General features: G+C 73.8%; 18 protein-coding genes. 4 read left to right on the plus strand and 14 right to left on the minus strand.

The genetic code is table 11. The features are described from left to right. From aspS to VGI02_RS11645, 3 genes are all read right to left on the minus strand, one after another. A partial coding sequence (aspS, locus tag VGI02_RS11635) for an aspartate--tRNA ligase (protein WP_331627515.1) occupies window positions 1-1,490 on the minus strand: 1,490 nt, incomplete at its 3' end. A 76-nt stretch (window positions 1,491-1,566) separates the two neighbouring features. Then, entirely contained in the window at window positions 1,567-1,977 is a 411-nt protein-coding gene (locus tag VGI02_RS11640; protein ID WP_331627516.1) for a PPOX class F420-dependent oxidoreductase, read from the minus strand. Window positions 1,978-2,131: 154 nt separating this feature from the next. Then, the gene (locus tag VGI02_RS11645) at window positions 2,132-3,736 is read right to left on the minus strand and encodes an Rv2578c family radical SAM protein (RefSeq protein WP_331627517.1); all 1,605 of its coding nucleotides are present in this window, start codon (window positions 3,734-3,736) and stop codon (window positions 2,132-2,134) included. Window positions 3,737-3,847: 111 nt separating this feature from the next. On the opposite strand from VGI02_RS11645, the gene VGI02_RS11650 reads away from it, so the two are divergent. Together VGI02_RS11650 and VGI02_RS11655 are read left to right on the plus strand one after the other, a co-directional pair. After that, window positions 3,848-5,215 (plus strand): acyl-CoA dehydrogenase family protein, encoded by a 1,368-nt coding sequence (locus VGI02_RS11650; RefSeq protein ID WP_331627519.1) that lies wholly within the window; start codon window positions 3,848-3,850, stop codon window positions 5,213-5,215. Window positions 5,216-5,373: 158 nt separating this feature from the next. After that, window positions 5,374-6,399, plus strand: a complete 1,026-nt coding sequence (locus tag VGI02_RS11655; RefSeq protein WP_331627520.1) for a hypothetical protein — start codon at window positions 5,374-5,376, stop codon at window positions 6,397-6,399. Window positions 6,400-6,473: 74 nt separating this feature from the next. Here VGI02_RS11655 and eutC read toward each other — a convergent pair whose 3' ends face one another. The 4 genes from eutC to surE all read right to left on the minus strand — a co-directional run bounded on the left by eutC (window position 6,474) and on the right by surE (window position 11,279). After that, complete coding sequence (gene eutC, locus VGI02_RS11660; protein WP_331627521.1) at window positions 6,474-7,205, minus strand: ethanolamine ammonia-lyase subunit EutC; 732 nt, start codon at window positions 7,203-7,205, stop codon at window positions 6,474-6,476. Beyond that, a complete protein-coding gene (locus VGI02_RS11665; RefSeq protein WP_331627522.1) occupies window positions 7,202-8,617 on the minus strand; it encodes an ethanolamine ammonia-lyase subunit EutB in 1,416 nt (471 codons plus the stop codon). Before VGI02_RS11665 ends, eutC begins: the two co-directional genes overlap by 4 nt. A gap of 51 nt (window positions 8,618-8,668) precedes the next feature. Continuing rightward, complete coding sequence (locus tag VGI02_RS11670; RefSeq protein ID WP_331627523.1) at window positions 8,669-10,315, minus strand: NAD-dependent malic enzyme; 1,647 nt, start codon at window positions 10,313-10,315, stop codon at window positions 8,669-8,671. Between the two features lie 76 nt (window positions 10,316-10,391). Next, window positions 10,392-11,279, minus strand: coding sequence for a 5'/3'-nucleotidase SurE (surE, locus tag VGI02_RS11675; RefSeq protein ID WP_331627524.1), 888 nt, complete (start codon window positions 11,277-11,279; stop codon window positions 10,392-10,394). A gap of 315 nt (window positions 11,280-11,594) precedes the next feature. On the opposite strand from surE, the gene VGI02_RS11680 reads away from it, so the two are divergent. Then, complete coding sequence (locus VGI02_RS11680; RefSeq protein WP_331627525.1) at window positions 11,595-12,497, plus strand: DUF8692 domain-containing protein; 903 nt, start codon at window positions 11,595-11,597, stop codon at window positions 12,495-12,497. A 28-nt stretch (window positions 12,498-12,525) separates the two neighbouring features. Here VGI02_RS11680 and hisS read toward each other — a convergent pair whose 3' ends face one another. Further along, on the minus strand, window positions 12,526-13,794 hold the full coding sequence (gene hisS, locus VGI02_RS11685; RefSeq protein WP_331627526.1) for a histidine--tRNA ligase: 1,269 nt from the start codon (window positions 13,792-13,794) through the stop codon (window positions 12,526-12,528). Window positions 13,795-13,819: 25 nt separating this feature from the next. Continuing rightward, on the minus strand, window positions 13,820-14,512 hold the full coding sequence (locus VGI02_RS11690; RefSeq protein ID WP_331627527.1) for an MBL fold metallo-hydrolase: 693 nt from the start codon (window positions 14,510-14,512) through the stop codon (window positions 13,820-13,822). Window positions 14,513-14,678: 166 nt separating this feature from the next. On the opposite strand from VGI02_RS11690, the gene VGI02_RS11695 reads away from it, so the two are divergent. Beyond that, entirely contained in the window at window positions 14,679-15,479 is an 801-nt protein-coding gene (locus tag VGI02_RS11695) for a peptidylprolyl isomerase (RefSeq protein WP_331627528.1), read from the plus strand. Window positions 15,480-15,544: 65 nt separating this feature from the next. Here the strand turns inward: VGI02_RS11695 and gltD are convergent, their stop codons facing one another. From gltD to trpB, 5 genes are all read right to left on the minus strand, one after another. Next, on the minus strand, window positions 15,545-17,062 hold the full coding sequence (gene gltD, locus VGI02_RS11700; RefSeq protein ID WP_331627529.1) for a glutamate synthase subunit beta: 1,518 nt from the start codon (window positions 17,060-17,062) through the stop codon (window positions 15,545-15,547). Continuing rightward, entirely contained in the window at window positions 17,055-21,716 is a 4,662-nt protein-coding gene (gene gltB, locus VGI02_RS11705; RefSeq protein WP_331627530.1) for a glutamate synthase large subunit, read from the minus strand. The genes gltD and gltB overlap by 8 nt, the downstream gene beginning before the upstream one ends. Before the next feature lie 298 nt (window positions 21,717-22,014). Continuing rightward, window positions 22,015-23,106 carry a prolipoprotein diacylglyceryl transferase gene (gene lgt / locus VGI02_RS11710; RefSeq protein ID WP_331627533.1) on the minus strand — a complete coding sequence of 364 codons (1,092 nt, stop codon included), beginning with the start codon at window positions 23,104-23,106 and terminating at the stop codon, window positions 22,015-22,017. A 434-nt stretch (window positions 23,107-23,540) separates the two neighbouring features. Beyond that, window positions 23,541-24,332 carry a tryptophan synthase subunit alpha gene (trpA, locus tag VGI02_RS11715; protein WP_331627534.1) on the minus strand — a complete coding sequence of 264 codons (792 nt, stop codon included), beginning with the start codon at window positions 24,330-24,332 and terminating at the stop codon, window positions 23,541-23,543. Window positions 24,333-24,361: 29 nt separating this feature from the next. Next, window positions 24,362-25,460: tryptophan synthase subunit beta (gene trpB / locus VGI02_RS11720; protein ID WP_331627531.1), on the minus strand; the 1,099-nt coding region annotated here is incomplete at its 5' end.

Here is a 25,460-nt window from a genome sequence, read left to right on the forward strand (position 1 = left end):
ATGGACCCGCCGCCGATCTCGTTGCCGTTGCAGACCAGGTCGTACGCGTACGCCAGGGCATGGGCCGGGTCGGACTCGAAGGAATCGACCCACTCGGGCGTCGGCGAGGTGAAGGCGTGGTGCACCGCGGTCCACTGGCCGGACCCGACCGGTATGTCGCCCGTGGCCGCTGAGTCGTTGCTGACCGCCTCGAACAGCGGCGCGTCGACGATCCACACGAACGACCAGGAGCCCTCGTCGATCAGCTCCAGCCGGCGCGCGACCTCCCCGCGGGCGGCACCGAGCAGGGCGCGCGCGTCCGAGCGGGGGCCCGCGGCGAAGAAGACACAGTCGCCGGGGCTCGCCCCGACGGCCTTGGCCAGGCCCTCGCGCTCGCCGTCGGAGAGGTTCTTGGCGACCGGGCCGCCCATGCCGACCTGCCCGTCGTCGCCGACCAGCACGTACGCCAGGCCGCGCGCCCCGCGCTGCTTGGCCCACTCCTGCCAGCCGTCGAAGGTCCGGCGGGCCTGGGCGGCGCCGCCGGGCATGACGATCGCGCCGACGTACGGCGCCCGGAACACCCGGAACGGGGTCTCGGCGAAGTACTCGGTGAGCTCGGTGAGCTCGAGGCCGAAGCGCAGGTCGGGCTTGTCCGAGCCGTAGCGCGCCATCGCGTCGGCGTAGCTCATCCGCGGGATCGGCGTGGTGATCTCGTAGCCGACCAGCTGTGACCAGAGGGCCGAGACGATCGCCTCGCCGAGCGCGATGACGTCGTCCTGGTCGACGAAGCTCGCCTCGATGTCGAGCTGGGTGAACTCCGGCTGGCGGTCGGCGCGGAAGTCCTCGTCGCGGTAGCACCGCGCGATCTGGAAGTACCGCTCCATCCCCGAGACCATGAGCAGCTGCTTGAACAGCTGCGGGGACTGCGGCAGCGCGTACCAGCTGCCCGGGCGCAGGCGGGCGGGGACGAGGAAGTCGCGGGCGCCTTCGGGGGTCGACCGGGTCAGCGTCGGCGTCTCGATCTCGACGAACTCGCGGTCGTGCAGGACGTCGCGCGCGATCTTGTTCGCGTCGCTGCGCATCCGGATCGCCCGCGCGGGCCCCTCGCGGCGCAGGTCCAGGTAGCGGTAGCGCAGCCGGACGTCCTCGCCCGCGGTGTTGTCGCCGGAGTGCTCGTCGAGCGGGAACGGCAGCGGCGCGGACTCGGAGAGGACCGTCAGGTCGGTCGCGTTCACCTCGATCGCGCCGGTGGCCAGCTCGGCGTTCTCGCTGCCGCCCGGGCGGGCCTCGACGTCACCGGTGACCTGGACGCAGTACTCCGAACGGAGCCGGTGGCTGACCTCGGCGACCTCCCCGGAGCGGAAGACCACCTGCACGACGCCGGACGCGTCGCGCAGGTCGATGAACACCACGCCACCGTGATCCCGGCGGCGGGCCACCCATCCGGCGAGGGTGACGGTGGCGCCGACGTTCTCGGCGCGCAGCGTGCCGGCGGGGTGCGTGCGCATCATCGGGGATGAATCTCCTGGTCGTGGTGGGTGGATGGTTCTCCACCCTCCAGGTTATCGAGGGCCCACCACCCGGTTCTCAGCCACTCACGCTCGGGCCCGCGCGGTCGAGCCGGATCCGGACCGCCACCCGCTTCTCGCGGCGCATCGCCTCGTCGAAGTCCGCCCAGTCGGGGTGCTCTCCGGCCACCTGGCGGTACAGCGTGCGCAGGTGCTCCAGCGCGTCCGGCAGGTCGACGATCTCGACGTCCCCCTCGACCTGCGCCCACTCGCCGAAGAACCCGTCGTTCAGCACCGCGAGCCACGCGCGGGGCGTCCGGCGGAGGTTCTTCGTCTTCACCGCGGTCTCCCGGGTGCTGATCACGGCGGCGCCGTCCTCGTCGATCCCGACGGCGACGGGCGAGAGCTGCGGGGCGCCGTCGGACCGGGTCGTGGCGAGGACGGCGTGGTGGTGGCTGCGGAGGAAGTCACGCGCCTGGTCGAGGTCCACGTCGCCATGGTCCTCCGGGTCGGCGCCGATTCCCACCTTGTCGCGGTCTCCTGCGGACGGGGTCCGGCCTTGTCGTTGTGAATCACTGCGACAAGGCGGCGGGCCGACCGTGGGAGCCCGCGACAAGGCGGCACAGCCGCGGCGAGCCTGCCGCTCAGAGCAGGGAGAGCTGCTCCGGGGGCGTCTGGGTGACCACACGCTCCGGCAGCCGCGGCATCGCCCCGTCCGGCCACGCCTCCGGGTTCTGCGGCTGCGGGTTCTGGGGCTCCGGGTTCTGGGGCTCTGCGTTCCCCGGCTCCGCGGCCCCTCCCCCGGCGCGCCCGCCCATGTGGTGCCCGCCGCCGTCGAGCCCGTGCCGGCGCAGCAACGGCGCGACGCGCGAGGCGAGGTCCTGCCGGTAGGCCTTCCCGACGTAGGCGCCGCGCCGGTAGAGCTCCGCGTAGCGCTCGAGCAGGTCCGGGTGCTCCCGGGAGAGCCAGGCGTGGAACCACTCGCGGGTCCCCGGCCGCAGGTGCAGCGCGAGCACGGACGCCCCGGCCGCGCCCGCCGCGGCGATCTCCCCGAGCAGGGCGTCGAGGGCGGCGTCGGAGTCGGTCAGGCCCGGCAGCACCGGCGCGACGAACACCCCCACCGGCAGGCCGGCGTCGGCGATCCGGCGGATCAGGTCCAGCCTCGCGCGCGGCGTGGGTGTGCCGGGCTCGACCGAGCGGTGCAGGTCGGGGTCGAGCAGGGCGAGCGAGACGCCCACGCCGACGGGGACGTCGCGACCGGCCGCCACGAGCTGGGGCAGGTCGCGGGCGAGCAGCGTGCCCTTGGTGAGGATCGAGAGCGGGGTGCCCGACTCTCCCAGGGCACGGATGATCCCCGGCATCAGGCGGTAGCGGCCCTCCGCGCGCTGGTAGGGGTCGGTGTTGGTGCCCATCGCGACGTGCTCGCGGGTCCAGCGCGAGGAGCGCAGTTCCCGGGCGAGCACCTCGGGGGCGTTGAGCTTCACGACGACCTGGCGGTCGAAGTCCTCGCCCGCGTCGAGGTCGAGGTAGGTGTGGGTGTTGCGGGCGAAACAGTTGTGGTGGAGGAGGCCGGCCGCGACGTAGTCGCCCGTGCCGGTGCTGACGTCGTAGACCACCTCCTCGCCCGCGGGCTCGACGGTGACGACGGTCCGGTCGGCCCCGCGGGCGTCCGCGAGCACGTCGCGCACGCCCGCCAGGTGGGGGGCGGGCAGCGTCTCCGCGCCGACGAGGACGTCCCCGGGGACGAGCCACGCACCGTCGTCACCGGCGCAGCCCTCGCGCACGACGTGGCGCCAGCCGACCGTGGTGAGCACCCGGTGCTCGGGCCCGGTGAGCACCTCGGTGCCATCGCCGAGGCGCATCCGCACCACGGGGACCGTCCGCGACCAGTGGTCGGAGACCTCGGTGCGCACCAGCCGGCGCATCCCCGCCTCCGCGACGCTGCCGACGACGGCGTCGCCCACGCGCAGCCGGGCCATCGGCACGGTGCCGCCGTCGGCCCGCAACACCGGCGTGGAGCCGACGAGGCAGTAGGTACAGGCGTGCGAGCAGCCGCGGTACGGGTTGACCGTCCACGAGAACGGCATCGGCGAGGCGCCCGGCACCCGGTTGAGCACCGAGCGGGCCCGGACCTCGTGGAACGTCACGTCGGCGAACTCCGGCGTGCGCACGCTGCGGACGAGCCCCTTGAGCGCGGGCATGCCGGGGAGGGCTCCGTCGTCGGTCACCTGCTGCCCGGCCCATCGCATGCCTCATTCGAACACGTGTTCGCATCGTGGGCAAGGGAGGACGTCCCAGGTTTCGGTACCGCCGGTACGCGGTATTTGCGGTACCAGACACCAGGCAGGAGGCAGCGACCGATGAGCGGCTTCACCCTCGAACTCACGCCCGCCCACCACGAGCTCGTCCGGCGGGCCCACGCGTTCGCCGAGGACGTGATCCGTCCGGCCGCCCCGCGCTACGACGAGCTCCAGGAGTGTCCCTGGGAGATCGTCGACGCGGCGGCGCGCGCGGGCTTCTACCAACCGCTCTTCTACGCCGACCTCATCGCCGACCCGACCGGGCTGTCCCTGCCGCTGTTCCTCGAGGAGATCTTCTGGGGCTGCGCGGGCATCGGCCTGACGATCGTCCTGCCCGCCCTGGCGCTGTCCGCCCTCAACCAGGCGGGCACCCCGGAGCAGATCGCGCGCTGGGCGCCCGAGATGTTCGGTGAGCCGGGCGACATCAAGCTCGCGGCCCTCGCCGTCTCCGAACCACAGGGCGGCAGCGACGTCGCCAACCTGCAGACCCGGGCGGTCAAGGACGGCGACGAGTGGGTGCTCGACGGCACCAAGATCTGGATCGGCAACGGCGGGATCGCCGACGTCACCGTCGTCAACGCCGTCGTCGACCCCGACCTCGGCACCAAGGGCCAGGCGATGTTCGTCGTCGGGAAGGACGCGCCGGGCATGGAGCAGGTCCGCCGCCTGGACAAGCTCGGGCACCGTGCCTCGCACACCGCGGAGCTCGCGTTCACCGGCTGCCGCATCCCCGCCGAGAACCTCCTCGGCGGCGAGGACAAGCTGAACCACAAGCTCGAGAAGGCCCGCAACGGCGAGGGCCGCTCGGCGGCGCTGGGCACCTTCGAGCAGACCCGTCCGATGGTGGCCGCCATGGCGCTCGGGGTCGCCCGGGCCTCGTTCGAGTACGCGTGCGACTACGCGTCGCGCCGGGAGGCCTTCGGCCGCCCGATCATCGAGAACCAGGGCGTGTCGTTCCCGCTGGCCGACCTCGCCGCCGACATCGACGGGGCCCGCCTGCTCTGCTGGCGGGCGTCGTGGATGGCCGCGAACGGCGTGCCCTTCCACCTCGGGGAGGGCTCGATGTCGAAGCTCAAGGCTTCCGAGGTCGCCGTCCGGGCCGCCGAGCAGGCCCTCCAGGTGTGCGGCGGCTGGGGATACGTGTCCGACCTACCGGTCGAGAAGTGGTACCGCGACGCGAAGCTGTACACGATCTTCGAGGGCACGAGCGAGATCCAGCGGATGGTCATCGGCCGCACCCTGACCACCGAGGCCGTGAAGGGTCCGCAGCACCACCAGCTGCCGGGGGACCACGGCGGGCTGTCGCGACGGTTCGGCCACGGGTCCCTCGCCCGTGCCCGCGCGGGCGAGGCGTTCATGAAGCTGGCCAAGAACGCCCCGCAAGCCCTGGTCGAGCTCGGCGGCCGACTCGCCTCGCCGGGTCGTTGATCCACACGGCCGGTGTCACCGGGGCGGCGCGCCCGGTGACCCTCTAGGGTCGTCCTCCACCCCCGCTGCTGGTCCGAACGAGGTGCATCCCCATGCCGGAGTCGCCGACATCGAGGTCGTCGGCCCCCGTGTCGTCCCGTCCCTCACCGCCGACCGGCGTGCTGGACACGGTGTACGCGCTGGCGGCCGCGTCGGCGCGCACCGCGGTGGAGCTGACGCTGCGCGGCCCGGAGATCGTGCGGGGCCTGGCGAGCGCGGCGCAGTCGGTCACGGCCGACATCAGCCCGCTCGTCGCTGACGCGCTGCGGGCCCTCCCCCGGGTGGCCGTCGTCCTGGAGTCGCTGCTGCCGCTCGCCCGCGACCTGCAGGACTCGTTGGACCGGCTCGCCACCGCCGCGCCCGACCTCCACGCCCTGGCCGGGGCGGTACCGGCGCTGCAGCAGCTCGGCGGGGCGGCCGAGGACCTCCACACCCTGGCCCGGGCCGCACCGGCACTGCAGCAGCTCGGCGGGGCCGCGGAGGACATCCACGCGCTCGCCGGGGCCGTCCCCGCCCTCGGGCAGCTGGGCGACGCGGCGGACGACATCAGCGCGCTGCGCGAGGCCGTCCCCGCTCTGGTCCAGCTCGGCGGCGCCGCCGAGGATCTCCAGAGGCTCACGGAGGCCGTCGAGCCGCTGACCCGGCTGGCCACCGCGGTCGACGACCTGGAGCGCCTGGCCGCCGCGACCACCGACGTCACCACCATCGCCGAGGCGGTGGGCACCATCGAGAAGATCGCGACGGCCATCCCGACCGTCGAGACGATCGCGGCGGCCGTCGGCACCGTCGAGCAGATCGCCGCGGCGATCCCCACCATCGAGCGGATCGCCGACGCCGTCCCCGAGGTCGAGAAGATGACCGGCGCGATCGAGCACGTCGAGGTACTCGCCCGCCACGCGGACACCACCTTCCCGGACATGCCGCCCCGGCTGCGCGAGCTCGACAGCTCGCTGTCGGTGGCGGCGGCCGAGCTGGTCAAGGTCACCCCGGACCTGCGCACCGTGGCCGGGCGCATCGAGGAGCTCGACGGGCAGATCAAGGTGCTCGCCGACGCCCTCGCCCCGCTGCAGGGCACGACGGAGCGTCTCGGGCGGCTCGTGGACCGGCTGCCCCAGACCAGGCGCCAGCGGGCTGTCGAGGGCTGACGGGGCCGCCCAACCCCCCGCCGAGTGGACCCCCACGGCTGACGGGCCGACCCTCAGCGCCCACTCGGCGGCGCTCAGCCCGGCGGGAGCGCCGCCCCGGTGTCCTTGAGCGCGACCCCCGACAGGCCCAGCCGGCGTGACTCGGTCATCAGGGCGGCGAGGACCTCGGCGGCACGCTCGTAGGAGAGCCCGTGCGGCGGGCGGACGTTCGACACGCAGTTGCGCTCGGAGTCCGCCCGGCCCGACCGGGGCCCCCACGTCAGGTAGGCGCCCAGCGAGTCCGGGGCGGACATCCCCGGGCGCTCCCCGACGAGCACCAGCACCATGGCCGCCCCGAGCCGGGACCCGACGTCGTCGCCCAGCGCGACCCGGGCCTGCGTCGCGACGACGAGCGGGGCGACGGCCCAGCCGCGCAGCTGGGGCAACAGCACCGCGAGGAGGCCGGCGGCGTGCGTCGCGACGGCGCGGGCGGAGAGCCCGTCCGCCACGACGACCGCGAGATCCCAGGTACCCGGTGCGAGGTCGGTGCCCTCGGCGAGGCGTCGCCCGAGGTCGGGCCGCTGCAGGTACTCGGCCCGGTCGGACGCCGCGCTCGCGACGGTGACGACGTCCAGGCCGCTCGCCGCGATGAGCGCCGCCGTGACCTCCCCGACCGGCAGCGGGGCGTGCACGGCGTCGCGGGCCAGGGCGTGCGCGGCGGAGAGCCGGAGGATCTCCGCGGTCGGCAGGGCGTCCCCCGCGCGGCCGAGCCCGACGCGGGCCTGGGTCGCCTCCCGCAGCAGCCGCCAGGCGTCGTGGGTGCTCACGAGCCGGCGTTCCCGGTCGAACGCAGCCCGCCGGTCAGGGCAGGCAGCGCACCCGGGTCGAGCGGCGGGACGCGCCCGGCGTCGTCGAGCAGCCCCACCGACGCCAGCCACGACTCGAACTCCGGCGCGGGTCGCAGCCCGAGCACCTGCCGGACGCCGAGCACATCGGTGAACGACAGCGACTGGTAGGCGAGCATCACGTCGTCCCCGCCCGGCACGCAGATGACGAACGAGCAGCCCGCGGCGGCCAGCGTCACGAGCAGGGTGTCGGTGTCGTCCGCGTCCGCCTCGGCGTGGTTCGTGTAGCAGACGTCGACCCCCATCGGGACCCCGAGCAGCTTGCCGCAGAAGTGGTCCTCGAGGCCGGCGCGCAGGATCTGCTTGCCGTCGTAGAGGTACTCCGGCCCGATGAACCCGACCACGGTGTTCACCAGCAGCGGGTCGAACGCCCGGCACACCGCGTACGCCCGGGCCTCGAGGGTCTGCTGGTCGACGGGCCCGCCGACGCCGTGGTGCGCGTCGGCCGAGAGCGCTGAGCCCTGCCCGGTCTCGAAGTACATGACCTGGTTCCCGACGGTGCCGCGGTGCAGGGCCAGCGCCGCCTCCCGGGCCTCGCCCAGCTGGTCCAGCGTCACCCCGAAGCCGCGGTTCGCCGCCTGCGTCCCGGCCACGGACTGGAACACCAGGTCCACCGGGGCGCCCCGGGCGAGCAGCTCCAGCGTCGTCGTCACGTGGGTGAGCACGCACGACTGGACGGGGGCGTCGATCCGCTGTCGGGCATCGTCGATCAGGTCCAGCAGCGCGCGGACGGTGGCGGGCCGGTCGGTGGCCGGATTGATCCCGACGACGGCGTCGCCCGACCCGTGCAGCAGGCCGTCGACGATGCTCGCGGTGATCCCGACCGGGTCGTCGGTGGGGTGGTTGGGCTGCAGGCGGGTCGCGAGCCGTCCGGGCAGTCCGAGGGTGGTGCGGAACCCCGTGACCACGCGGGTCTTGGCGGCGATCCCGACGAGGTCGGCGACCCGGCACAGCTTGGCGACCGCCGCGACCATCTCCGGGGTGAGGCCGGGCGCGAGGGCGGCGAGCGTCGCCGAGTCGGTGTCCCAGGCCAGCAGCCGGTCCCGGAGGCCGCCCACGGTCAGCGAGCGGACCGGCGCGAACGCCGCCGCGTCGTGGGTGTCCAGGATCAGGCGGGTGACGTCGTCGTCGCGCGGGTCGACGACCGGCTCGTCGAGGAAGTGCGTGAGCGGGAGGTCCGCGAGTGCGGTCTGCGCCGCCACCCGCTCGGCGGCCGACGAGGCGGCGCACCCGGCCAGGACGTCACCGGACCGCGCCGGGGAGGCCTTGGCGAGCAGGTCGCGCAGGCCCGTGAAGCGGTACGAGTGCCCCCCGACGGTGGCCGTCCAGCTCATGGACGCCAGCCTGACCCGCCGACGGCCCGCACGGGTGACGGTGAGGTCAAGTCAGTAGCCGGGCGTCCAGCGGGTCCGCCGGATCGCGGCCCGCAGGTCGTCGTCGCCGGCCCGTGGCGCGACACCGTCGGCCACCGCCTGCCGCGCGACGGCGAGGGCGATGCCGTCGGCGACGCCGCGCACGTCGGCCCACGCCGGGAGCAGCGGAGCGTGGGAGTCGGCCAGGGCAGGCGAGGCGTCGCCGAGCGCGCGGGCGGCGGCGCGCATCATCGCGTCGGTCACCCGGGTGGCTCTCGCCGCGGTCACCGCGAGGCCCACCGCGGGGAAGATGTAGACGTTGTTGCACTGAGCTACCGGAACGTCGGCGACCGGGATGTCCGGATCGCCGTCGCGCGCCAGCGGCGGGAACGGCGACCCGGTCGCGATCAGCGCGCGCCCGTCGGTCCACGCGTCGACGTCGGCCGGGCGGGCCTCCGCGTTCGCGGTGGGGTTCGACAGCGGGAAGACGATCGGCCGGTCGACCTTCGCAGCCATCGTCCGCACGATCTGCTCGGTGAACGCACCCTGCGCCGTCGAGAGACCGAGGAGCACCCCGACGTCGACGTGCTCGACGACGTCCGCGAGTCCCGGCAGCTCGGACACTCCCCACCCCGCGACGTCGGCCGGGTCGTGGGCGAAGGCCCGTTGATCGTCGGAGAGGTCGTCGCGGTCGGTGGTGAGCAGCCCGCGGACGTCGACCACCCAGCAGTGCGCTCGGGCCGCGTCCGGCGTGGCGCCCTGGTCGACCATCTCCTGGCGGATCATCTCCATGACGCCGATGCCCGCGGAACCGGCGCCGAGCATGACGACCTGCTGGTCGAGCAGCCGCGTTCCCGCGACGGCGGCGGCGCCCTGCAGCGCGCCGAGGGCGACGGCGGCGGTGCCCTGGATGTCGTCGTTGAAGGTGAGCAGCCGGTCGCGGTAGCGCGCGAGGATCGGCGCGGCGTGCGGCGTCGCGAAGTCCTCCCACTGCAGCAGCACGTCGGGCATCTCGGCCTCGACCGCGGCGACGAAGTCCTCGACGAAGGCGACGTAGGCCTCGTCGGGGACGCGGCGGTGACGCCAGCCGAGGTAGAACGGGTCGTCGAGCAGCTCGGCGTTGTCCGTGCCGACGTCGAGGAGGATCGGCAGCGTCCGGGCCGGGTCGATGCCCCCGATCAGCGTGTAGAGCGAGAGCTTCCCGACGGGGATCCCCATCCCGCCGACGCCCTGGTCGCCGATGCCGAGGATGCGCTGGCCGTCGGTCACGACGATGACGTCGACGTCCTCGTGCGGGCGGTTGCGCAGCATCTCGCGGAGGTCCGCGCGGTCCGGCCAGGACAGGTAGAGACCCCGCGGGCGTCGCCACAGCTCGGAGAAGCGTCGGCAGCCCTCGGCCACCGTCGGGGTGTAGACCAGCGGCAGCGCGGCGGGGACGTCCGCGGCGAGCACCGAGTAGAAGAGGTTCTCGTTGCGGTCCTGCAGCGCGCGCAGGTAGACGTAGCGCGCGAGGTCGTCGGCCTGCCGGTGGACCTCGCTCCAGGAGCGCCGGACCTGGACGTCCAGGCTGGTCACCGCGTACGGGAGCAGACCGAGGAGCCCGTGCTCGCGGCGCTCGGCCTCGGTGAACGCGGTCCCCTTGGTGCGCAGGGGATCGTTGAGTACCTGGCTCGGTTCCATCGGCGTCCCTCTCCCGGTCGGCTCCCGGGCCGAGTCTCCACCCGTTCTCCCGCGGTGGCCGAGATCTGTCTTGCCGTCAGGGTGAGAGTCCGGCGAGCCGGTCCCGCACCGACGCGGGTGTCCCGTCCTGCCCGTCCGCGTCCAGTTCGGCGATGGTCGCCCGCCCACGGCCCAGCCCGCCGTCGTCGTCACCGTCGTCGCCGCCCTCGAGCTCCATCTGGTCGCCGTCGAGGCTGATCTGTTCCGGAGGCAGCCAGGTGAGCCCGGACGCCTTCTTCACCGGGTGGTTGACGTTGAGCACCAGACCGGGAGCGAACGGCGGCCGGGGGGCGGCGAGCGCCCCGACGAGCCGCGCGACGAAGGCGGCGGTCGTCGCGCAGTCGGCCTCGTCCTCGGCCTTGTCGGTGGACACCGCGATCGCGGGCAGTCCGTCGTGCGCCGCGGTCACCGCCGCCCCGACGGTGCCGGACTCGGTGATCCCCGACCCGGTGTTGCGGCCCAGATTGGTGCCCGAGACCACGAGGTCGGGCGGCCGTCCCGCGGCGCGCATGGCGGCGAGCCCCGCGATCACGGCGTCCGCCGGGGTGCCCTTCACGGTGCGGACGCCGGGGTCGTCGGTGTCCTGCGGGTCCTGCTCGTCGGAGGTCTGCGCCCCCGCGCCGCTGCGGTTGCCGTCCGGGGCCACCACCGTGACGTCGTAGCCGGCCCGGGCCAGAGCCGCCCGCACCGCCCGGATGCCTCCCGCGCGGTACCCGTCGTCGTCGGTGAGCAGGACGCGCAGCGGTGGCGCGGCCCGCGGCCGGGCGGCAGGCGTGGTGGTGGCGGTCGTCGTCGTGGCCCGGGTGAGCGGGGCGACCGACCCGGTGGCGGCCGGTGGCACCGTGCTCGCGCACCCGGTCAGGACGCCGACGACGACGGCCGCGGCGGCGAGCACGACGCGGGTCGCGGGCCGGGATCCACTCATGCGGTTCTCCGGGTCGGGGTCGTCGTCCCCGACGGCGGTGCCGAGGGGTCGTGCGGAGTCGGGCGTGATCCTAGGAGGCCGGTGGCGGTCACCGCCGTGCCGACCGGCGGGCCGATCGGGTTCATCCATCTGCCGCCCGTCTATGCGGGGGAACCGGAAATCCGTCCGGACACGACCCGACATCGCCCATCCGTGGGGTTCTCATTACCCTCCCGTTCACCTCCTCGTTGCAGGGGTGACGGGATTCGTTCAGTGGCCCACGGGTGCCGCTCCCGGACGGCGACTGGAGGCTCGACCGTGACGACCCCCTCTCCCATGCCCGAGCATGCGCACCCGGCCGGACCCGTGCCGGCCGATCGCAGCGATCTCGCCGAGGCCGGACGCATGCTCCTGCGCAGCGTCCTGCCGGCCGGGGTGCTGCTCTGCCTCGCGCTCGCCGTCTACGGCGGGACCGGGCACGACCTGACGATCGTGCTGCAGGACCGCTTCCCCGAGGACTCCGAGTACTCCGGCCTGTTCACGATCATGTTCTCGAGCGCGCTGATGGTGTGCGCCGGGATCGCGCTCGGTTCCCTCGTGGTGTCGCGCGCGTGGTCCCGGACCACCGGCGACGCCGGCGCGACCTCGCCGGCCCGGACCGCTGGACTGGCCGTGGCGATCCTGTGCATCTGGCTGGGCTTCGACGACATGATGATGGTCCACGACGCCGTGCTGCCGGGCGCGGGCATCCCGGAGACCGCCGCGCTCGCGGTGTACGCCGTGATCGGGGTCGTGCTCGTGGTCTGGGCGTTCGGCCCGCTGCGCCGAGAGCGGCTCGGCCTGACGTTCCTGTGCGGGCTGGCGCTGCTCGGCGGCTCGCTCGTCGGCGACGAGGCCGAGGACTTCTTCGAGGACCGCATCCCGGCGCTCGCGACGTTCCTCGGGCACGCCGAGGACGTCGTCAAGTTCATGGCGTACGTCGCGCTCTGCCACCTGTGCGTCCTGCTCGCGCGCCGGGTCATGGCGCGCACGCTGCAGGCGGCGACGGAACGGTCGGCGCGCGAGGCGGTGGAGCGCTCCGGCGGGTCCTCGCAGGTCCCGATGCGGGTGACCACGTCGGGCCGGCGGGGTGCGGCGCCCGTCACCGATCGGCGGGCGGGCGCGAACGCCGTCGTCCACACCGCGTCGTCCCCGGCGGACGACCTCACCGCGCCGATCCCCCAGCTACGCACCCCCTGATCAAGCAGCGTGGCCGGTCACGCGGCCGTCAGGCGCTCAGCGCCCGGTCCACCGCCGCGACCGCGCCGTCGAGCGGCACCTCGGTCTGGGTGCCGTCCGAGAGGTCCTTCAGCTGGATCATGCCCGCGTCGAGGTCCCGGTCGCCCAGCACGAGTGCGTAGCGCGCCCCGGAACGGTCGGCGGCCTTCATCGCGCCCTTGAGCCCGCGTCCGCCGTAGGCCAGATCGGACCGGATCCCGCCGCGGCGCAGCGCCCCGATGATGCCGACGAGCCGGTCCCGCGCCGCCTCCCCGAGGGGCACGCCGAACACCTCGACCCGCCGCCCGGGGGCGACCTCGAGCCCCTCGGCCCGGCAGGCGAGCAGCGTCCGGTCGACCCCGATCCCGAAGCCGACCCCGGACAGCGGCTGCCCGCCGAGCTCGGCCATGAGCCCGTCGTAGCGCCCGCCGCCGCCGATCCCCGACTGCGACCCGAGCCCGTCGTGGACGAACTCGAAGGTGGTCTTGGTGTAGTAGTCCAGGCCGCGGACCATCCACGGGTTCTCGGTGTAGGCGACCCCGAGGTCGTCGAGGTAGCCCAGGACCTTGCGGTGGTGCGCGGCCGCGGAGTCGGAGAGGTGGTCCGTCATCAGCGGCGCGTCCCCGAGCTGCTCGCGGACCTCGGGCCGCTTGTCGTCGAGGACCCGCAGCGGGTTGATCCGCGCGCGCTCGCGGGTCGGCTCGTCGAGGTCGAGCTTCTCGAGGAACCGCGTCAGCTCGGCGCGGTAGGCCGGTCGCGTCGTCGCGTCGCCCAGGCTGGTGATCTCCAGGCGGTGCCCGGTGATGCCCAGCGCCCGGAAACCGGCGTCGGCGACGGCGAGGACTTCGGCGTCGAGTGCGGGGTCGTCCACGCCGATCGCCTCGACACCGACCTGCTGGAGCTGGCGGTAGCGACCGGCCTGCGGACGCTCGTAGCGGAAGAACGGCCCGGCGTAGCGGAGCTTGACCGGCAGGGTCCCCCGGTCCAGGCCGTGCTCGATGACGGAGCGGACGACGCCCGCCGTGCCCTCGGGGCGCAGCGTGACCGACCGGCCGCCGCGGTCGGAGAAGGAGTACATCTCCTTGGAGACGACGTCGGTGGACTCCCCGACCCCGCGCGCGTAGAGCGCGGTGTCCTCGAACACCGGCAGCTCGAGGTGGGCGTAGCCGGCGCGGTCGGCCTCACGGACCAGGGTGTCGCGCACGGCGACGAACTCGGGTCCGACGTACTCGGGGATGCCCTTCGGCGCGGTGAAGCCTCCAGCCGGGGGGGATGTCACGGTGATCTCGGCCTTCTCGTTCTTCCTAGAGGTTCCTGCCGGGCGCGTTCGTGGTGCCCTGCAGGAAGGGGTTGGTGTGCCGCTCGTCGCCGATGGTGGTCGGCTGCCCGTGCCCGGGGAGCACCGCCGTCTCGTCGGGGAGCGTGAGGAGCTTGGTGCGCAGGCTCGTCATCATCTCCTCCATCGAGCCGCCCGGGAGGTCGGTGCGCCCGATGCCGTTCTGGAACAGCGTGTCCCCGGCGAGCACGAACGGCGCCCCGTCCTCGGTGGCGCTGCGGAAGACGACGGAGCCCCGCGTATGGCCCGGGGTGTGGTCGACGGTGAGGCTCAGGCCCGCGAGGTCCAGGGTCGCGCCGTCGGCGAGGGTCTCCACCGAGCGCGGCTCGCGGAACTCCAGGCCCGGGTACATCTCGGCGAGCTGGGCGCCCATCTCCCCGACGCCCCGGAGCGGGTCGGCGAGCATGAACCGGTCCTCGGGGTGGATCCACGCCGGGATGTCGTCACCGTCGCAGACCGGGGTGACCGACCACATGTGGTCGAGATGGCCGTGGGTGAGCAGCACGGCGACCGGGGACAGCCTGCGCTCGGCGAGGACCTTGCGCAGCGGCTCCTCGGCCTCCTGCCCCGGGTCGACCACGACGCAGGGTCCGCCCTCGTCGGGCGCCACCACGAAGCAGTTGGTCTGGAAGCTCCCGGCCGGGAATCCGGCGACCAGCACGTCCTCGTCCTCCTCGATCGAACCGTCCCCGCCAGCCTAGTGGTCCCCGTCGTCCTGCCTCGGAGACGGTGACGGCCGCCGGTCGGCGGTGCCGCGGACGGGCGTCGTGACCCGTGTGCGCTGACCTGGTCGGACCCACCCGGAGCTCACTTCCTAGGATGCCGCCGTGCCGACGAACGAGCAGCGCCGAAAGGCCGCCAAGCGCAAGCTGGAGCGACAGATCGAGCGCCGCGCGGAGCGGTCCCGCCGCCGTCGGCAGCGCCTGACCATCGGCGCGGTCGTCGCCGTCGTCGTGGTGATCGCCGCCGCCGTCGGGGTCTACCTCGCGACGCGACCGTCGACCCCGGAGGCCGCGGCGCCCGCCGCGGCCGCCGGTGCGTGCCAGTACACCCCCGACGGCCAGGCCTCCCGTCCGGTCCAGCCGCCGGACGGCAACCCGGCCCGCACGGGCACCGTCGGGCTCACCCTGGCGACCTCGCAGGGCGCGATCCCGCTCACGCTGGACCGCGCGCAGGCCCCGTGCGCGGTGAACGCGGTGACCTCGCTCGCCCAGCAGGGCTTCTACGACGACACCCCGTGCCCGCGACTGGTCACCGGCCAGGGCCTGCAGGTGCTGCAGTGCGGCGACCCGACCGGCTCCGGCTCCGGCGGCCCCGGCTACCGCTACGCCGAGGAGCCCCCGACGAACCTGGCCCCGTCCCCCCTGGGTCAGGGCGCGTCGAACTACACCCGGGGGCTGGTCGCCATGGCGAAGTCCTCGGACCCCGGCACCACGGGCAGCCAGTTCTTCCTCGTCTACGGCGACTCGGCGCTGCCGCCGCAGTACACCGTCGTCGGCCGGATCGCCCCCGAGGGCCTCGCGGTGCTCGACAAGGTCGCGGCCGGCGGCGACGACAACTCGAACCAGGCGGGCGGCGGGAAGCCGACCATCCCGGTGCAGATCACGAAGGCGCAGGTAGGTGCCTGACGGCTCGTGAGCACTTTCCGGTGCTATAGCACCGGAAAGTGCTCACGAGGGCGCAGCCCACCTACCTACGCACTCAGCGGCAGCGCCCCGGGATGGACCGGAGCGGGCAGGTCGGTGCGGCCGTCGGGCGAGAGGTACGTATCGACGGCGGCCGCCACGGAGCGGCCCTCGGCGATCGCCCAGACGATCAACGAGGCCCCGCGGTGGGCGTCGCCGCACACGAACACCCCCGGCGCGTCGGTCTGCCAGTCCGAGCCGCACCTGATCGTGCCCTTCTTCGTCCTCGGGATACCGAGCCCGGGGATGAGCGCCATGTCGTCCGGTCCGGTGAAGCCGATCGAGAAGAGCACCAGGTCGGCGGGCATCTGGTGGACCTCCTCGGTGGTCGGGACGACCTCGCGGGACCCGTCCTCGTTGCGGCGCACCTCGACCGTCGAGAGCTCCACCGCCCGCACGTGGCCGCGCTCGTCGCCGACGAAGCGCTTCACCGCCGTCGCGAACAGGCGCTCGCCGCCCTCCTCGAGCGCGGGCGGATTCCGGTAGACGTAGGGCCACGTCGGCCACGGTGAGGTCGTCGGGTCCCGGACGACGGGCGGGGCCGGGTACTGGTCGAGCTGGTGCACCCCGATCGCGCCCTGCCGCGTCGCGGTGCCGTAGCAGTCCGCTCCGGTGTCCCCGCCGCCGATGACCACGACGTTCCCGCCGCGCGCGTTGATCGGGGACGGCCCGTCGCCCTCGCACTCCCGGTTCGCGGGCGTGAGGTAGTCCATCGCGAGATGGATGCCCTCGAGATCGCGACCCTCCAGCGACGGGTCGTCCCGGCCGGCCAGCGCGCCGACGGCGAGCACCACGGCGTCGTGCTCGGCCCGGAGCCGCTCGACCGGCAGCGCTTCCTGCGCGTCACCCCCGACCTCGCAGTTCACGACGAACCGGGTGCCCTCCGCGCGCATCTGCTCCAGGCGCCGGTCGAGCTCCCACTTCTCGAACTTGAACTCCGGGATGCCGTAGCGCATCAGCCCGCCGAGCCGGTCGTCGCGCTCGTACACCGTGACGTCGTGCCCGGCCCGGGTCAGCTGCTGGGCGGCCGCCAGCCCGGACGGGCCGGAGCCGACGACCGCGACCCGCCGGCCGGAGGCCACCGTCGTCGGCTGGGGCGCGACGTGGCCGTCGCGCCAGGCGACCTCGGCGATCGACCACTCGACCCGCTTGATCGCCACCGAGCCGGGCTGACTGGTGATCGAGAGGACGCACGCCTCCTGGCACGGCGCCGGGCACAGCGCCCCGGTGAACTCCGGGAAGTTGTTGGTGGCGTGCAGCCGCTCGGCGGCCCGCCCCCACTCGCCCAGCCGGACGAGGTCGTTCCACTCCGGGATGAGGTTGCCGAGCGGACAGCCCGCCGACCCGGAGTGGCAGAACGGGATGCCGCAGTCCATGCACCGGGCCGCCTGCTCGCGCGTGCCCGCCTCGACCCGGGGGTCGGTGACGTCGGCGTACACCTCGTGCCAGTCCGTGCGACGGACCTCGATCGGACGCGTGGGGTTGTCCTCCCGGGGATAGGTGAGGAACCCGCGAGGGTCAGCCACCCGCCACCTCCATGATGACCTCGTTGGGGTCGCGGCCCTCCGTCTGGGCGCGCTGGGTCGCGTCGAGGACGCGCTGGAAGTCGGTCGGCATCACCTTGGTGAAGTGCCCGACCTCGGCGTCCCAGCGGTCGAGCAGCCGCGCGGCCTTCGGCGACCCGGTCAGCTCGAGGTGACGCTCGACCACGTGGCGCAGCCAGTCGGCGTCCTCCCCGGAGACCGGCAGCAGGTCGACCATCTCCTGGTTGACCCGCACCTCGGGCAGGTCGTGCACGAACGCGATCCCGCCGGACATGCCTGCGCCGAGATTGCGGCCCGTGCTGCCGAGCACGACGACCCGCCCGCCGGTCATGTACTCGCAGGCGTGGTCGCCGACGCCCTCGACGACGGCGAGCGCGCCGGAGTTCCGGACGCAGAACCGCTCCCCCACGTGCCCGCGCAGGAACACCTCGCCGCCGGTGGCGCCGTAGGCGATGACGTTGCCGGCGATGGTGTGGGCCTCGTCGGGGACCAGATCCCGGCGGCCCCCGGTGAACTGCGCGTCGTCCGGTGGCCGCACGATCACCCGCCCCCCGGAGAGCCCCTTGGCGACGTAGTCGTTGGCGTCCCCGACGAGGTCGAGGGTGATCCCCGGCGGGAGGAACGCGCCCAGGGACTGGCCCGCGGAGCCGGTGAGGGCGACCGCGATGGTGTCTTCGGCCAGGCCGTCCCGCCCGTAGCGCCGCGTGACCTCGGCGCCGAGCAGGGTGCCGACGGTGCGGTTGACGTTGCGGACCGGCATCTCGATGTGCACCGGCATGGCGTCGTCGAGGGCGCCCTCGGCGAGCTGGATCAGGGTCCGGTCGAGGGCCTTGTCCAGCCCGTGGTCCTGGGTCTTCGTCTGCCGCCGGTCGGTCGAGGCGCCCTCGGGCACCTTCGGCACGGTGAACAGCGGCGCCAGGTCGATGCCCTGGGCCTTCCAGTTGTCCACCGCCTCGCCCGCGTCGATGACCTCGGAACGGCCGATGGCCTCCTCCACGGTGCGGAACCCCAGCGCCGCGAGGTACTCGCGCACCTCCTCGGCGACGAACCAGAAGAAGTTCTCGACGAACTCCGGGCGGCCCGTGTACCGCTTGCGCAGCTCGGGGTTCTGGGTCGCGACGCCGACCGGACAGGTGTCGAGGTGGCAGACGCGCATCATGATGCAGCCGTTGACGACCAGCGGCGCCGTCGAGAAGCCGTACTCCTCGGCGCCCAGCAGCATCCCGACGATCACGTCGCGGCCGGTCTTCATGCCGCCGTCGACCTGGACCGAGATCCGGTCGCGCAGGCCGTTGAGCATGAGCGTCTGCTGGGTGTCGGCGAGCCCGACCTCCCACGGTGCCCCGGCGTGCTTGAGGCTCGTCAGCGGCGCCGCTCCCGTCCCGCCGTCCCACCCGGAGATGAGCACGACGTCGGCGTGGGCCTTGCTGACCCCGGCCGCCACCGTCCCCACCCCGACCGAGCTGACCAGCTTGACGTGGACCCGGGCCCGGTCGTTGGCGTTCTTGAGGTCGTGGATGAGCTGCTTGAGGTCCTCGATGGAGTAGATGTCGTGGTGCGGCGGCGGCGAGATCAGCCCGACGCCCGGCGTCGAGTGCCGGACCTCCGCGATCCACGGGTACACCTTCTTGCCCGCGAGCTGGCCGCCCTCCCCCGGCTTCGCGCCCTGCGCCATCTTGATCTGGATGTCGTCGGCGTTGACCAGGTACTCGCTGGTCACCCCGAAGCGCCCGGAGGCGACCTGCTTGATCGAGGAGCGCTTCGACGGGTCGTGGAGCCGGACCGGGTCCTCGCCGCCCTCGCCGGTGTTGGAGCGCCCGCCGATGTTGTTCATGGCGATCGCGAGGTCGGTGTGCGCCTCGGCGGAGATCGAGCCGTAGCTCATCGCCCCGGTGGCGAAGCGCTTGACGATCTCGGTGGCCGGCTCGACCTCGTCGATGTCGACGGGGGGCCGGTCGCCATAGCGCAGCCGGAAGAGGCCGCGCAGCTGCCCACCCTCGGCGGCGATGCGGTCGCACTCGTCGGTGTAGCGGCGGAACACGTCGCGCTGCCCCGTCCGCGTGGAGTGCTGCAGCAGGAACACGGTCTCCGGCGTGAACAGGTGCTGCTCGCCCTCGCGCCGGTAGGCGTACTCGCCGCCGACGTCGAGGCGGCGGTGCGCCCGCTCGGTCGGGTTGTCCGGGTACGCGGTCCGGTGCCTGCTCGCCGCCTCCCGCGCGACGACGTCGAGGCCGCCGCCGCCGAGCTTCGACGAGGTCCCCCCGAAGTACTCGTCGATGAACTCCTGGGAGAGCCCGACGGCCTCGAAGACCTGCGCGGCGGTGTACCCGGACACGGTGGAGATGCCCATCTTGGACATCACCTTGAGCACGCCCTTGACGCACGCCTTCACGTAGTTCCGGACCGCCTGGTCGACCTCGAGGCCCCCGTGGTCGACGCCTGCGGCGGAGAGCTGCCCCGAGGTGATCATGTCCTCGATCGACTCGAACGCCAGGTACGGGTTGATCGCCGCGGCCCCGAAGGAGAGCAGCAGCGCCATGTGGTGGACCTCGCGGGCATCGCCGGACTCGGCGACCAGCGCGACCTGGGTGCGCTCGCGGGTGGCGACGAGGTGGTGGTGCACCGCGGAGACCAGCAGCAGCGCTGGGATCGGGGCGTGGCGGTGGTCGGAGTCGCGGTCGGAGAGCACGAGGATCCGTTTGCCGTCGGCGATCGCGTCGCTGGCCTCGCGGCGGATCCGGTCCAGGGACGACGCGAGGGCGTCGTCGCCGCCGTCGACCTCGTAGAGCCCGGAGATCACCGTCGCGGCGAAACCGGGCATGTCGCCGTCGTCGTTGATGTGGATGAGCTTCGCGAGCTCGTCGTTGTCGATCACCGGGTACGGCAGCACGACCTGCCGGCACGACGCCGGGCCGGGATGGAAGAGGTTCTGCTCGGCCCCGATCGGGCGCGCCAGGCAGGTGACGAGCTCCTCGCGGATCGCGTCCAGCGGCGGGTTGGTGACCTGCGCGAACAGCTGGACGAAGTAGTCGTAGAGCAGGCGGGGACGTCGGGAGAGCGCCGCGGTGGGGGTGTCGGTCCCCATGCTGCCCAGCGGCTCGGCGCCGGTGCGGGCCATCGGCCCGAGCAGGACGCGCAGCTCCTCCTCGGTGTAGCCGAAGGTCTGCTGGCGGCGCATCACCGACTCGTGGGTGTGGACCACGTGCTCGCGGGCGGGCAGCTGGTCGAGACGCACCAGCCCGGCCTCGAGCCACTCCCCGTACGGTTCGGCGGCGGCGAGCTCGGACTTGTAGGCGACGTCGTCGACGATCCCGGCGCTCGCCCCGGCACCTTCCCCCGTCGCTCCGCTCGCCCCGGCCCGCGTGTCCACCAGGAACATCCGCCCGGGGCGCAGGCGCCCCTTGGCGACGACGTCGGCCGGGTCGACGTCCAGGACGCCGGACTCGCTCGCGAGCACCACCCGGCCGTCGGCGAGGTGCCACCAGCGCGCCGGGCGCAGCCCGTTGCGGTCGAGGGTGGCGCCCATGAGGGTCCCGTCGGTGAACACGACCGCCGCCGGACCGTCCCAGGGCTCCATGAGGCTGGAGTGGAACTGGTAGAAGGCCCGCTGGTCGGCGGGCATCTCGGCGTGGTTCTCCCACGCCTCCGGCATCATCATCATCACCGCGTGCGGCAGCGCCCGGCCGCCGAGCGAGAGCAGCTCGAGGACCTCGTCGAAGCTGGCCGAGTCGGAGACCTCCTCGGGGCACACCGGCATCGCGCGCTGCAGGTCCCCGGGGAAGAGATCGGTGCCCAGCAGCGCCTCACGGGCCCGCATCCGGTTCCGGTTGCCGCGCACGGTGTTGATCTCGCCGTTGTGCGCCATGGTGCGGTACGGGTGCGCCAGCGGCCAGCTCGGGAAGGTGTTGGTCGAGAACCGGCTGTGCACGATCGCGATGGCGCTGGTGAGCCGCTCGTCGCGCAGGTCGGGGAAGAACAGCGGCAGCTGGTCGGTGGTCAGCATGCCCTTGTAGGTCACGGTGCGGCTCGAGAGCGAGGCGATGTAGAGCCCACAGCCCTGCTCGACCGACTCCCGCTCCGCGCGCTTGCGCACGATGTAGGCGATGCGGTCGAGCTCGATCCCGGCGAGCGTCCGCTCGGGGTGCGCGACGAGGACCTGGGCGAAGCGGGGCATCGCCGAGCGCGCGACGGACCCGACGTCGGCGCCCTCCGGGTCGACCGGCAGGTCGCGCCAGCAGAGGACCTCGAGGCCCTCCTCGGCGGCGATCCGCTCCAGCAGCGAGACGGCCTTGTCGGACCCGTCGTCGTCGGCGGGCAGGAAGACCATGCCGCAGGCGTAGGCGTGCTGGGGCTGGCCCCCGTCCTCGCTCGGCCGGGGTCCGGGCAGGGTGGCGTCGACGGTTGCGCGCAGCAGCGCGTCGGGGACCTGCAGCAGGATGCCCGCGCCGTCACCGCTGGTCGGCTCGCTGCCCGCCGCCCCGCGGTGGTCGAGGTTGTGCAGCACCTGCAGGGCGTCGGCGACGATCCCGTGACTGCGACGGCCCGCCGTGTCGGCGACCGCGCCGACACCGCAGGCGTCGTGCTCGTAGGCCGGGTCGTAGAGGCCCTGGGGGCCCGGGGTGGTGGAGAACAACACGGTGGGCGCCTCCTCGTGGGAGCCGGGGCGGAGCTCGACCCCGTCATGTCGTCGCGAGCCGGTGATGGAGACGGGACGGACCGTCCGTCGGGTGGACGGACGGGACCTGTCACGTGGATGACCGGGGACGACGATGGCCCTGGGATGCGCCGGATGGTGGGTCGGACGGTGACCCGGCACGACCCGGCGGGGTCGGCGGCGGGACGTCGACGTCCCGCGCTGCCGGTCGAGTCTAGCCCGCGCCGGCACGGACGGCCTGTGCGCGGACCGTGACGAGGCGCGCGTGCCGGGCGAGCTGCTAGGAGGAGCCGCGCGTGGCCGAGGGCGGCTCGGCGGGCGTGTCCTCGTCGGTCCAGGTGTCGGCGGGTTCGGCGTCGACCCCGGAGGGCTCGGCGGCGCCGTGGTGGGGGTCGCGTCCGGGCGCGGCGCTCTGCTCGCGCGTCTCGCCGGCCCGGGCGGCATCGTCGCGCTCCTCGTCGGTGTCCACGTCGCGGGGCGTACCCGACGTCCCGGACGGCGAACCGGGTTCCGGCCCGGGCATGGACCCCGACAGGTCCTCCCGGGGTCCGCGGACCACCAGGAAGTACACCAGCGCCGCGACGAAGACCACGCCCGCGACGATCACGTTGATCCGCACGTCCCCGAACACCCGGGTCGCGGGATCGGTGCGCAGCAGTTCGATGACGAAGCGCCCGGCGGTGTAGCCGGCGACGTAGAGCGCGAACGCACGACCGCGCGCCAGCTGCATCCGCCGGTCGAGCACCACCACGAGGATCGCGACGATGATGTTCCACACGAGCTCGTAGAGGAACGTCGGCTGGACGATCTCGACGGGCGTACGGTCCAGCGCGACGCCGCCGAGGTTGTCCGGCGCTCCGGTGAGGACGTCGACCCGCCGGTAGATCTCCAGGCCCCACGGCAGGCCGGTGGGGGCGCCGTAGAGCTCCTGGTTGAACCAGTTCCCGAGCCGCCCGACGGCCTGGGCGAGCACGATCCCGGGCGCCGCCGCGTCGGCGAAGGCGGTCAGCGGGACCCCCCGGCGCCGGCAGGCGATCCAGGCCCCGACCCCGCCGAGCGCGATCGCGCCCCAGATCCCGAGCCCGCCGTTCCAGACGTACAGGGCGGCGACCGGGTCCCCGCCCGGCCCGAAGTAGGTCCGCCAGTCGGTCGCGAGGTGGTAGAGCCGTCCGCCGACGAGGCCGAAGGGCACCGCCCAGACGGCGACGTCGACGACGAAGCCCGGAGCCCCGCCCCGGGCCACGAACCGCCGGTCGGTCAGCCAGACCGCGAGGACGATGCCCGCGATGATGCAGAGTGCGTACGCCCGCAGCGGGATCGGGCCGATGTGCCACACGCCCTGGGGTGGGCTGGGGATCGTCGCCGGGAGCATCGCTGCGAGCACGGCGCCCACGCTATCGGTCGGGGTGGTGGCCGTCGGTGAGGGCGTGGCCCGGTCTCCGTGACAGCAATGGACCATTCCTGTCATCTGACGAGCGGGCGGCGCCACTCACTCGTCGCGGGGGGTGGGCCTGCCCCGCCGGACGAGGGGCACTGGGCGCAGCTCGGGCGGCCCGCCGGCCTGCGTGGAGTGCTCCTGATCTTGGGCGGGCGCGCTCCGGGCTGCGTCTTCGCCGGCGAGGGGCACTGGGCGCAGCTCGGGCGGCCCGTCGGCCTGCGTGGAGTGCTCCTGATCTTGGGCGACCGCGCTCCGGACTGCGCCTTCGCCGGCGAGGGGCACTGGGCGCAGCTCGGGAGGCCCGCCGGCCTGCGTGGAGTGCTCCTGATCTCGGGCGCGACGAGGGGCGGAGCCCGATCCCGACCCGATCAGCGGCCGGTGTGGTTGCCCCGGACGCCGGCCGCGAGCTCGCTGGTCAGGCGCGCGACGGCCGCCCGGCCGTGCTCGGCCGCCGACACCAGCGCCGACCCGACGATCACGCCGTCGGCGAAGGAGGCCACCTCGCTCGCCTGGGACCCCGACCGCACCCCGAGCCCGACCCCGATGGGGAGGTCGGTGTGCCGCCTGGTGCGCTCCACCAGCGACGTCGCGGTGTCCGAGACGGCGTCCCGCGCCCCGGTGACGCCCATCGTGGAGGCGGCGTAGAGGAAGCCCCGGCTCGCGGCGGCGGTGTCGGCGATCCGCTGCTCGGTCGAGGACGGCGCCACGAGGAAGATCGGCGCGATGCCGTGCGCGGCGGTCGCGGCGAGCCAGCCGTTCTCCTCGTCCGGGACGAGGTCGGGGGTGATGACGCCGAGGCCGCCCGCCGACGCGAGGTCCCGGGCGAACGCGTCCGGGCCGTAGCGGAGCACCGGGTTCCAGTAGGTCATGACGACGGCGCGGCCGCCGCGGGAGGCCAGCTTCTCGACGACGGTGAGGGTGTCGCGCACCCGCACGCCGCCGCGCAGGGCGGTGTCGACCGCGTGCTGGATCACCGGGCCGTCGAGCACCGGGTCGGAGTACGGCAGGCCGACCTCGACCAGGTCGGCGCCCGCGTCGAGGGCCTGGGTGAGCAGCCCCGTGGACCCTGCCACCGTCGGGTAGCCGGCGGGCAGGTAGGCGATCAGCGCCGCGCGGGACTCCGCGCGGGCGGCCAGGAACACCTCGTCGAGCACGGTCAGCCCGGTCTTCGCGGGCTGCGCCTCCGCGGTCACAGCTCGCGCTCCCCGGTCGCCTCGGGCTGCTCGTGCGCGGGCGTCGGCGGCTCGGTCGGCAGCGCCGCCGGGTCGACGACGTCGAACCAGCGGGCCGCGGTGTCGACGTCCTTGTCGCCGCGCCCGGAGAGGTTGACCAGGATCGTCGCCTCTCCCCCGAGCTCGCGGCCCAGCCGGACGGCACCGGCCACGGCGTGCGCCGACTCGATCGCGGGGATGATCCCCTCGGTGCGGCAGAGCAGGCGGAACGCCTCCATCGCCTCGGTGTCGGTGACGGGGATGTACTCGGCGCGCCCGATGTCGTGCAGGAACGAGTGCTCCGGCCCGACGCCCGGGTAGTCGAGGCCCGCCGAGATCGAGTGCGACTCGATCGTCTGGCCGTCCTCGTCCTGCAACAGGTAGGTCAGGGCGCCGTGCAGCGCGCCGGGGCTGCCGCCGCCGATCGAGGCCGCGTGCCGTCCGGTGTCCACGCCGTCGCCCGCCGCCTCGCAGCCGATCAGCCGCACCGAGGTGTCGTCCAGGAACGGGTGGAAGATGCCGATCGCGTTGGAGCCGCCGCCGACGCAGGCCACGATCGCGTCGGGCAGGCTCCCGTACTGCTCGAGGACCTGCGCGCGGGCCTCGAGGCCGATGACGCGGTGGAAGTCGCGCACCATCATCGGGAACGGATGGGGACCCGCCGCCGTGCCGAGCACGTAGTGGGTGTGCCCGACGCTGGCCACCCAGTCGCGGTAGGCCTCGTTGAGGGCGTCCTTGAGGGTGCGGGAGCCGGTGGTGACCGGGATGACCTCGGCCCCCAGCAGCCGCATCCGCGCGACGTTCAGCGCCTGGCGCTCGGTGTCGACCTCACCCATGTAGACGACGCAGTCCAGCCCGAGCAGGGCGGCGGCGGTGGCCGTGGCGACGCCGTGCTGGCCCGCGCCGGTCTCGGCGATCACCCGGGTCTTGCCCATCCGCTGGGCGAGCAGGGTCTGGCCGAGCACGTTGTTGATCTTGTGCGAGCCGGTGTGGTTGAGGTCCTCGCGCTTGAGCAGGATCCGGGCGCCCCCGGCGTGCTCGGACAGCCGCCGCGCGTCGGTGACGGGGCTCGGTCGA

This window comes from Actinomycetospora sp. (genome assembly GCF_036497245.1).
Lineage (GTDB): Bacteria > Actinomycetota > Actinomycetes > Mycobacteriales > Pseudonocardiaceae > Actinomycetospora.

Coding starts and splice junctions, on each gene's coding strand:
- lgt (WP_331627533.1), bottom strand. CDS start 23,106: ATGCTCCCGGCGACGATCCCCAGCCCACCCCAGGGCGTGTGGCACATC.
- VGI02_RS11645 (WP_331627517.1), bottom strand. CDS start 3,736: ATGCGATGGGCCGGGCAGCAGGTGACCGACGACGGAGCCCTCCCCGGC.
- VGI02_RS11665 (WP_331627522.1), bottom strand. CDS start 8,617: ATGAGCTGGACGGCCACCGTCGGGGGGCACTCGTACCGCTTCACGGGC.
- surE (WP_331627524.1), bottom strand. CDS start 11,279: ATGAGTGGATCCCGGCCCGCGACCCGCGTCGTGCTCGCCGCCGCGGCC.
- VGI02_RS11650 (WP_331627519.1), top strand. CDS start 3,848: ATGAGCGGCTTCACCCTCGAACTCACGCCCGCCCACCACGAGCTCGTC.
- VGI02_RS11670 (WP_331627523.1), bottom strand. CDS start 10,315: ATGGAACCGAGCCAGGTACTCAACGATCCCCTGCGCACCAAGGGGACC.
- VGI02_RS11680 (WP_331627525.1), top strand. CDS start 11,595: ATGCCCGAGCATGCGCACCCGGCCGGACCCGTGCCGGCCGATCGCAGC.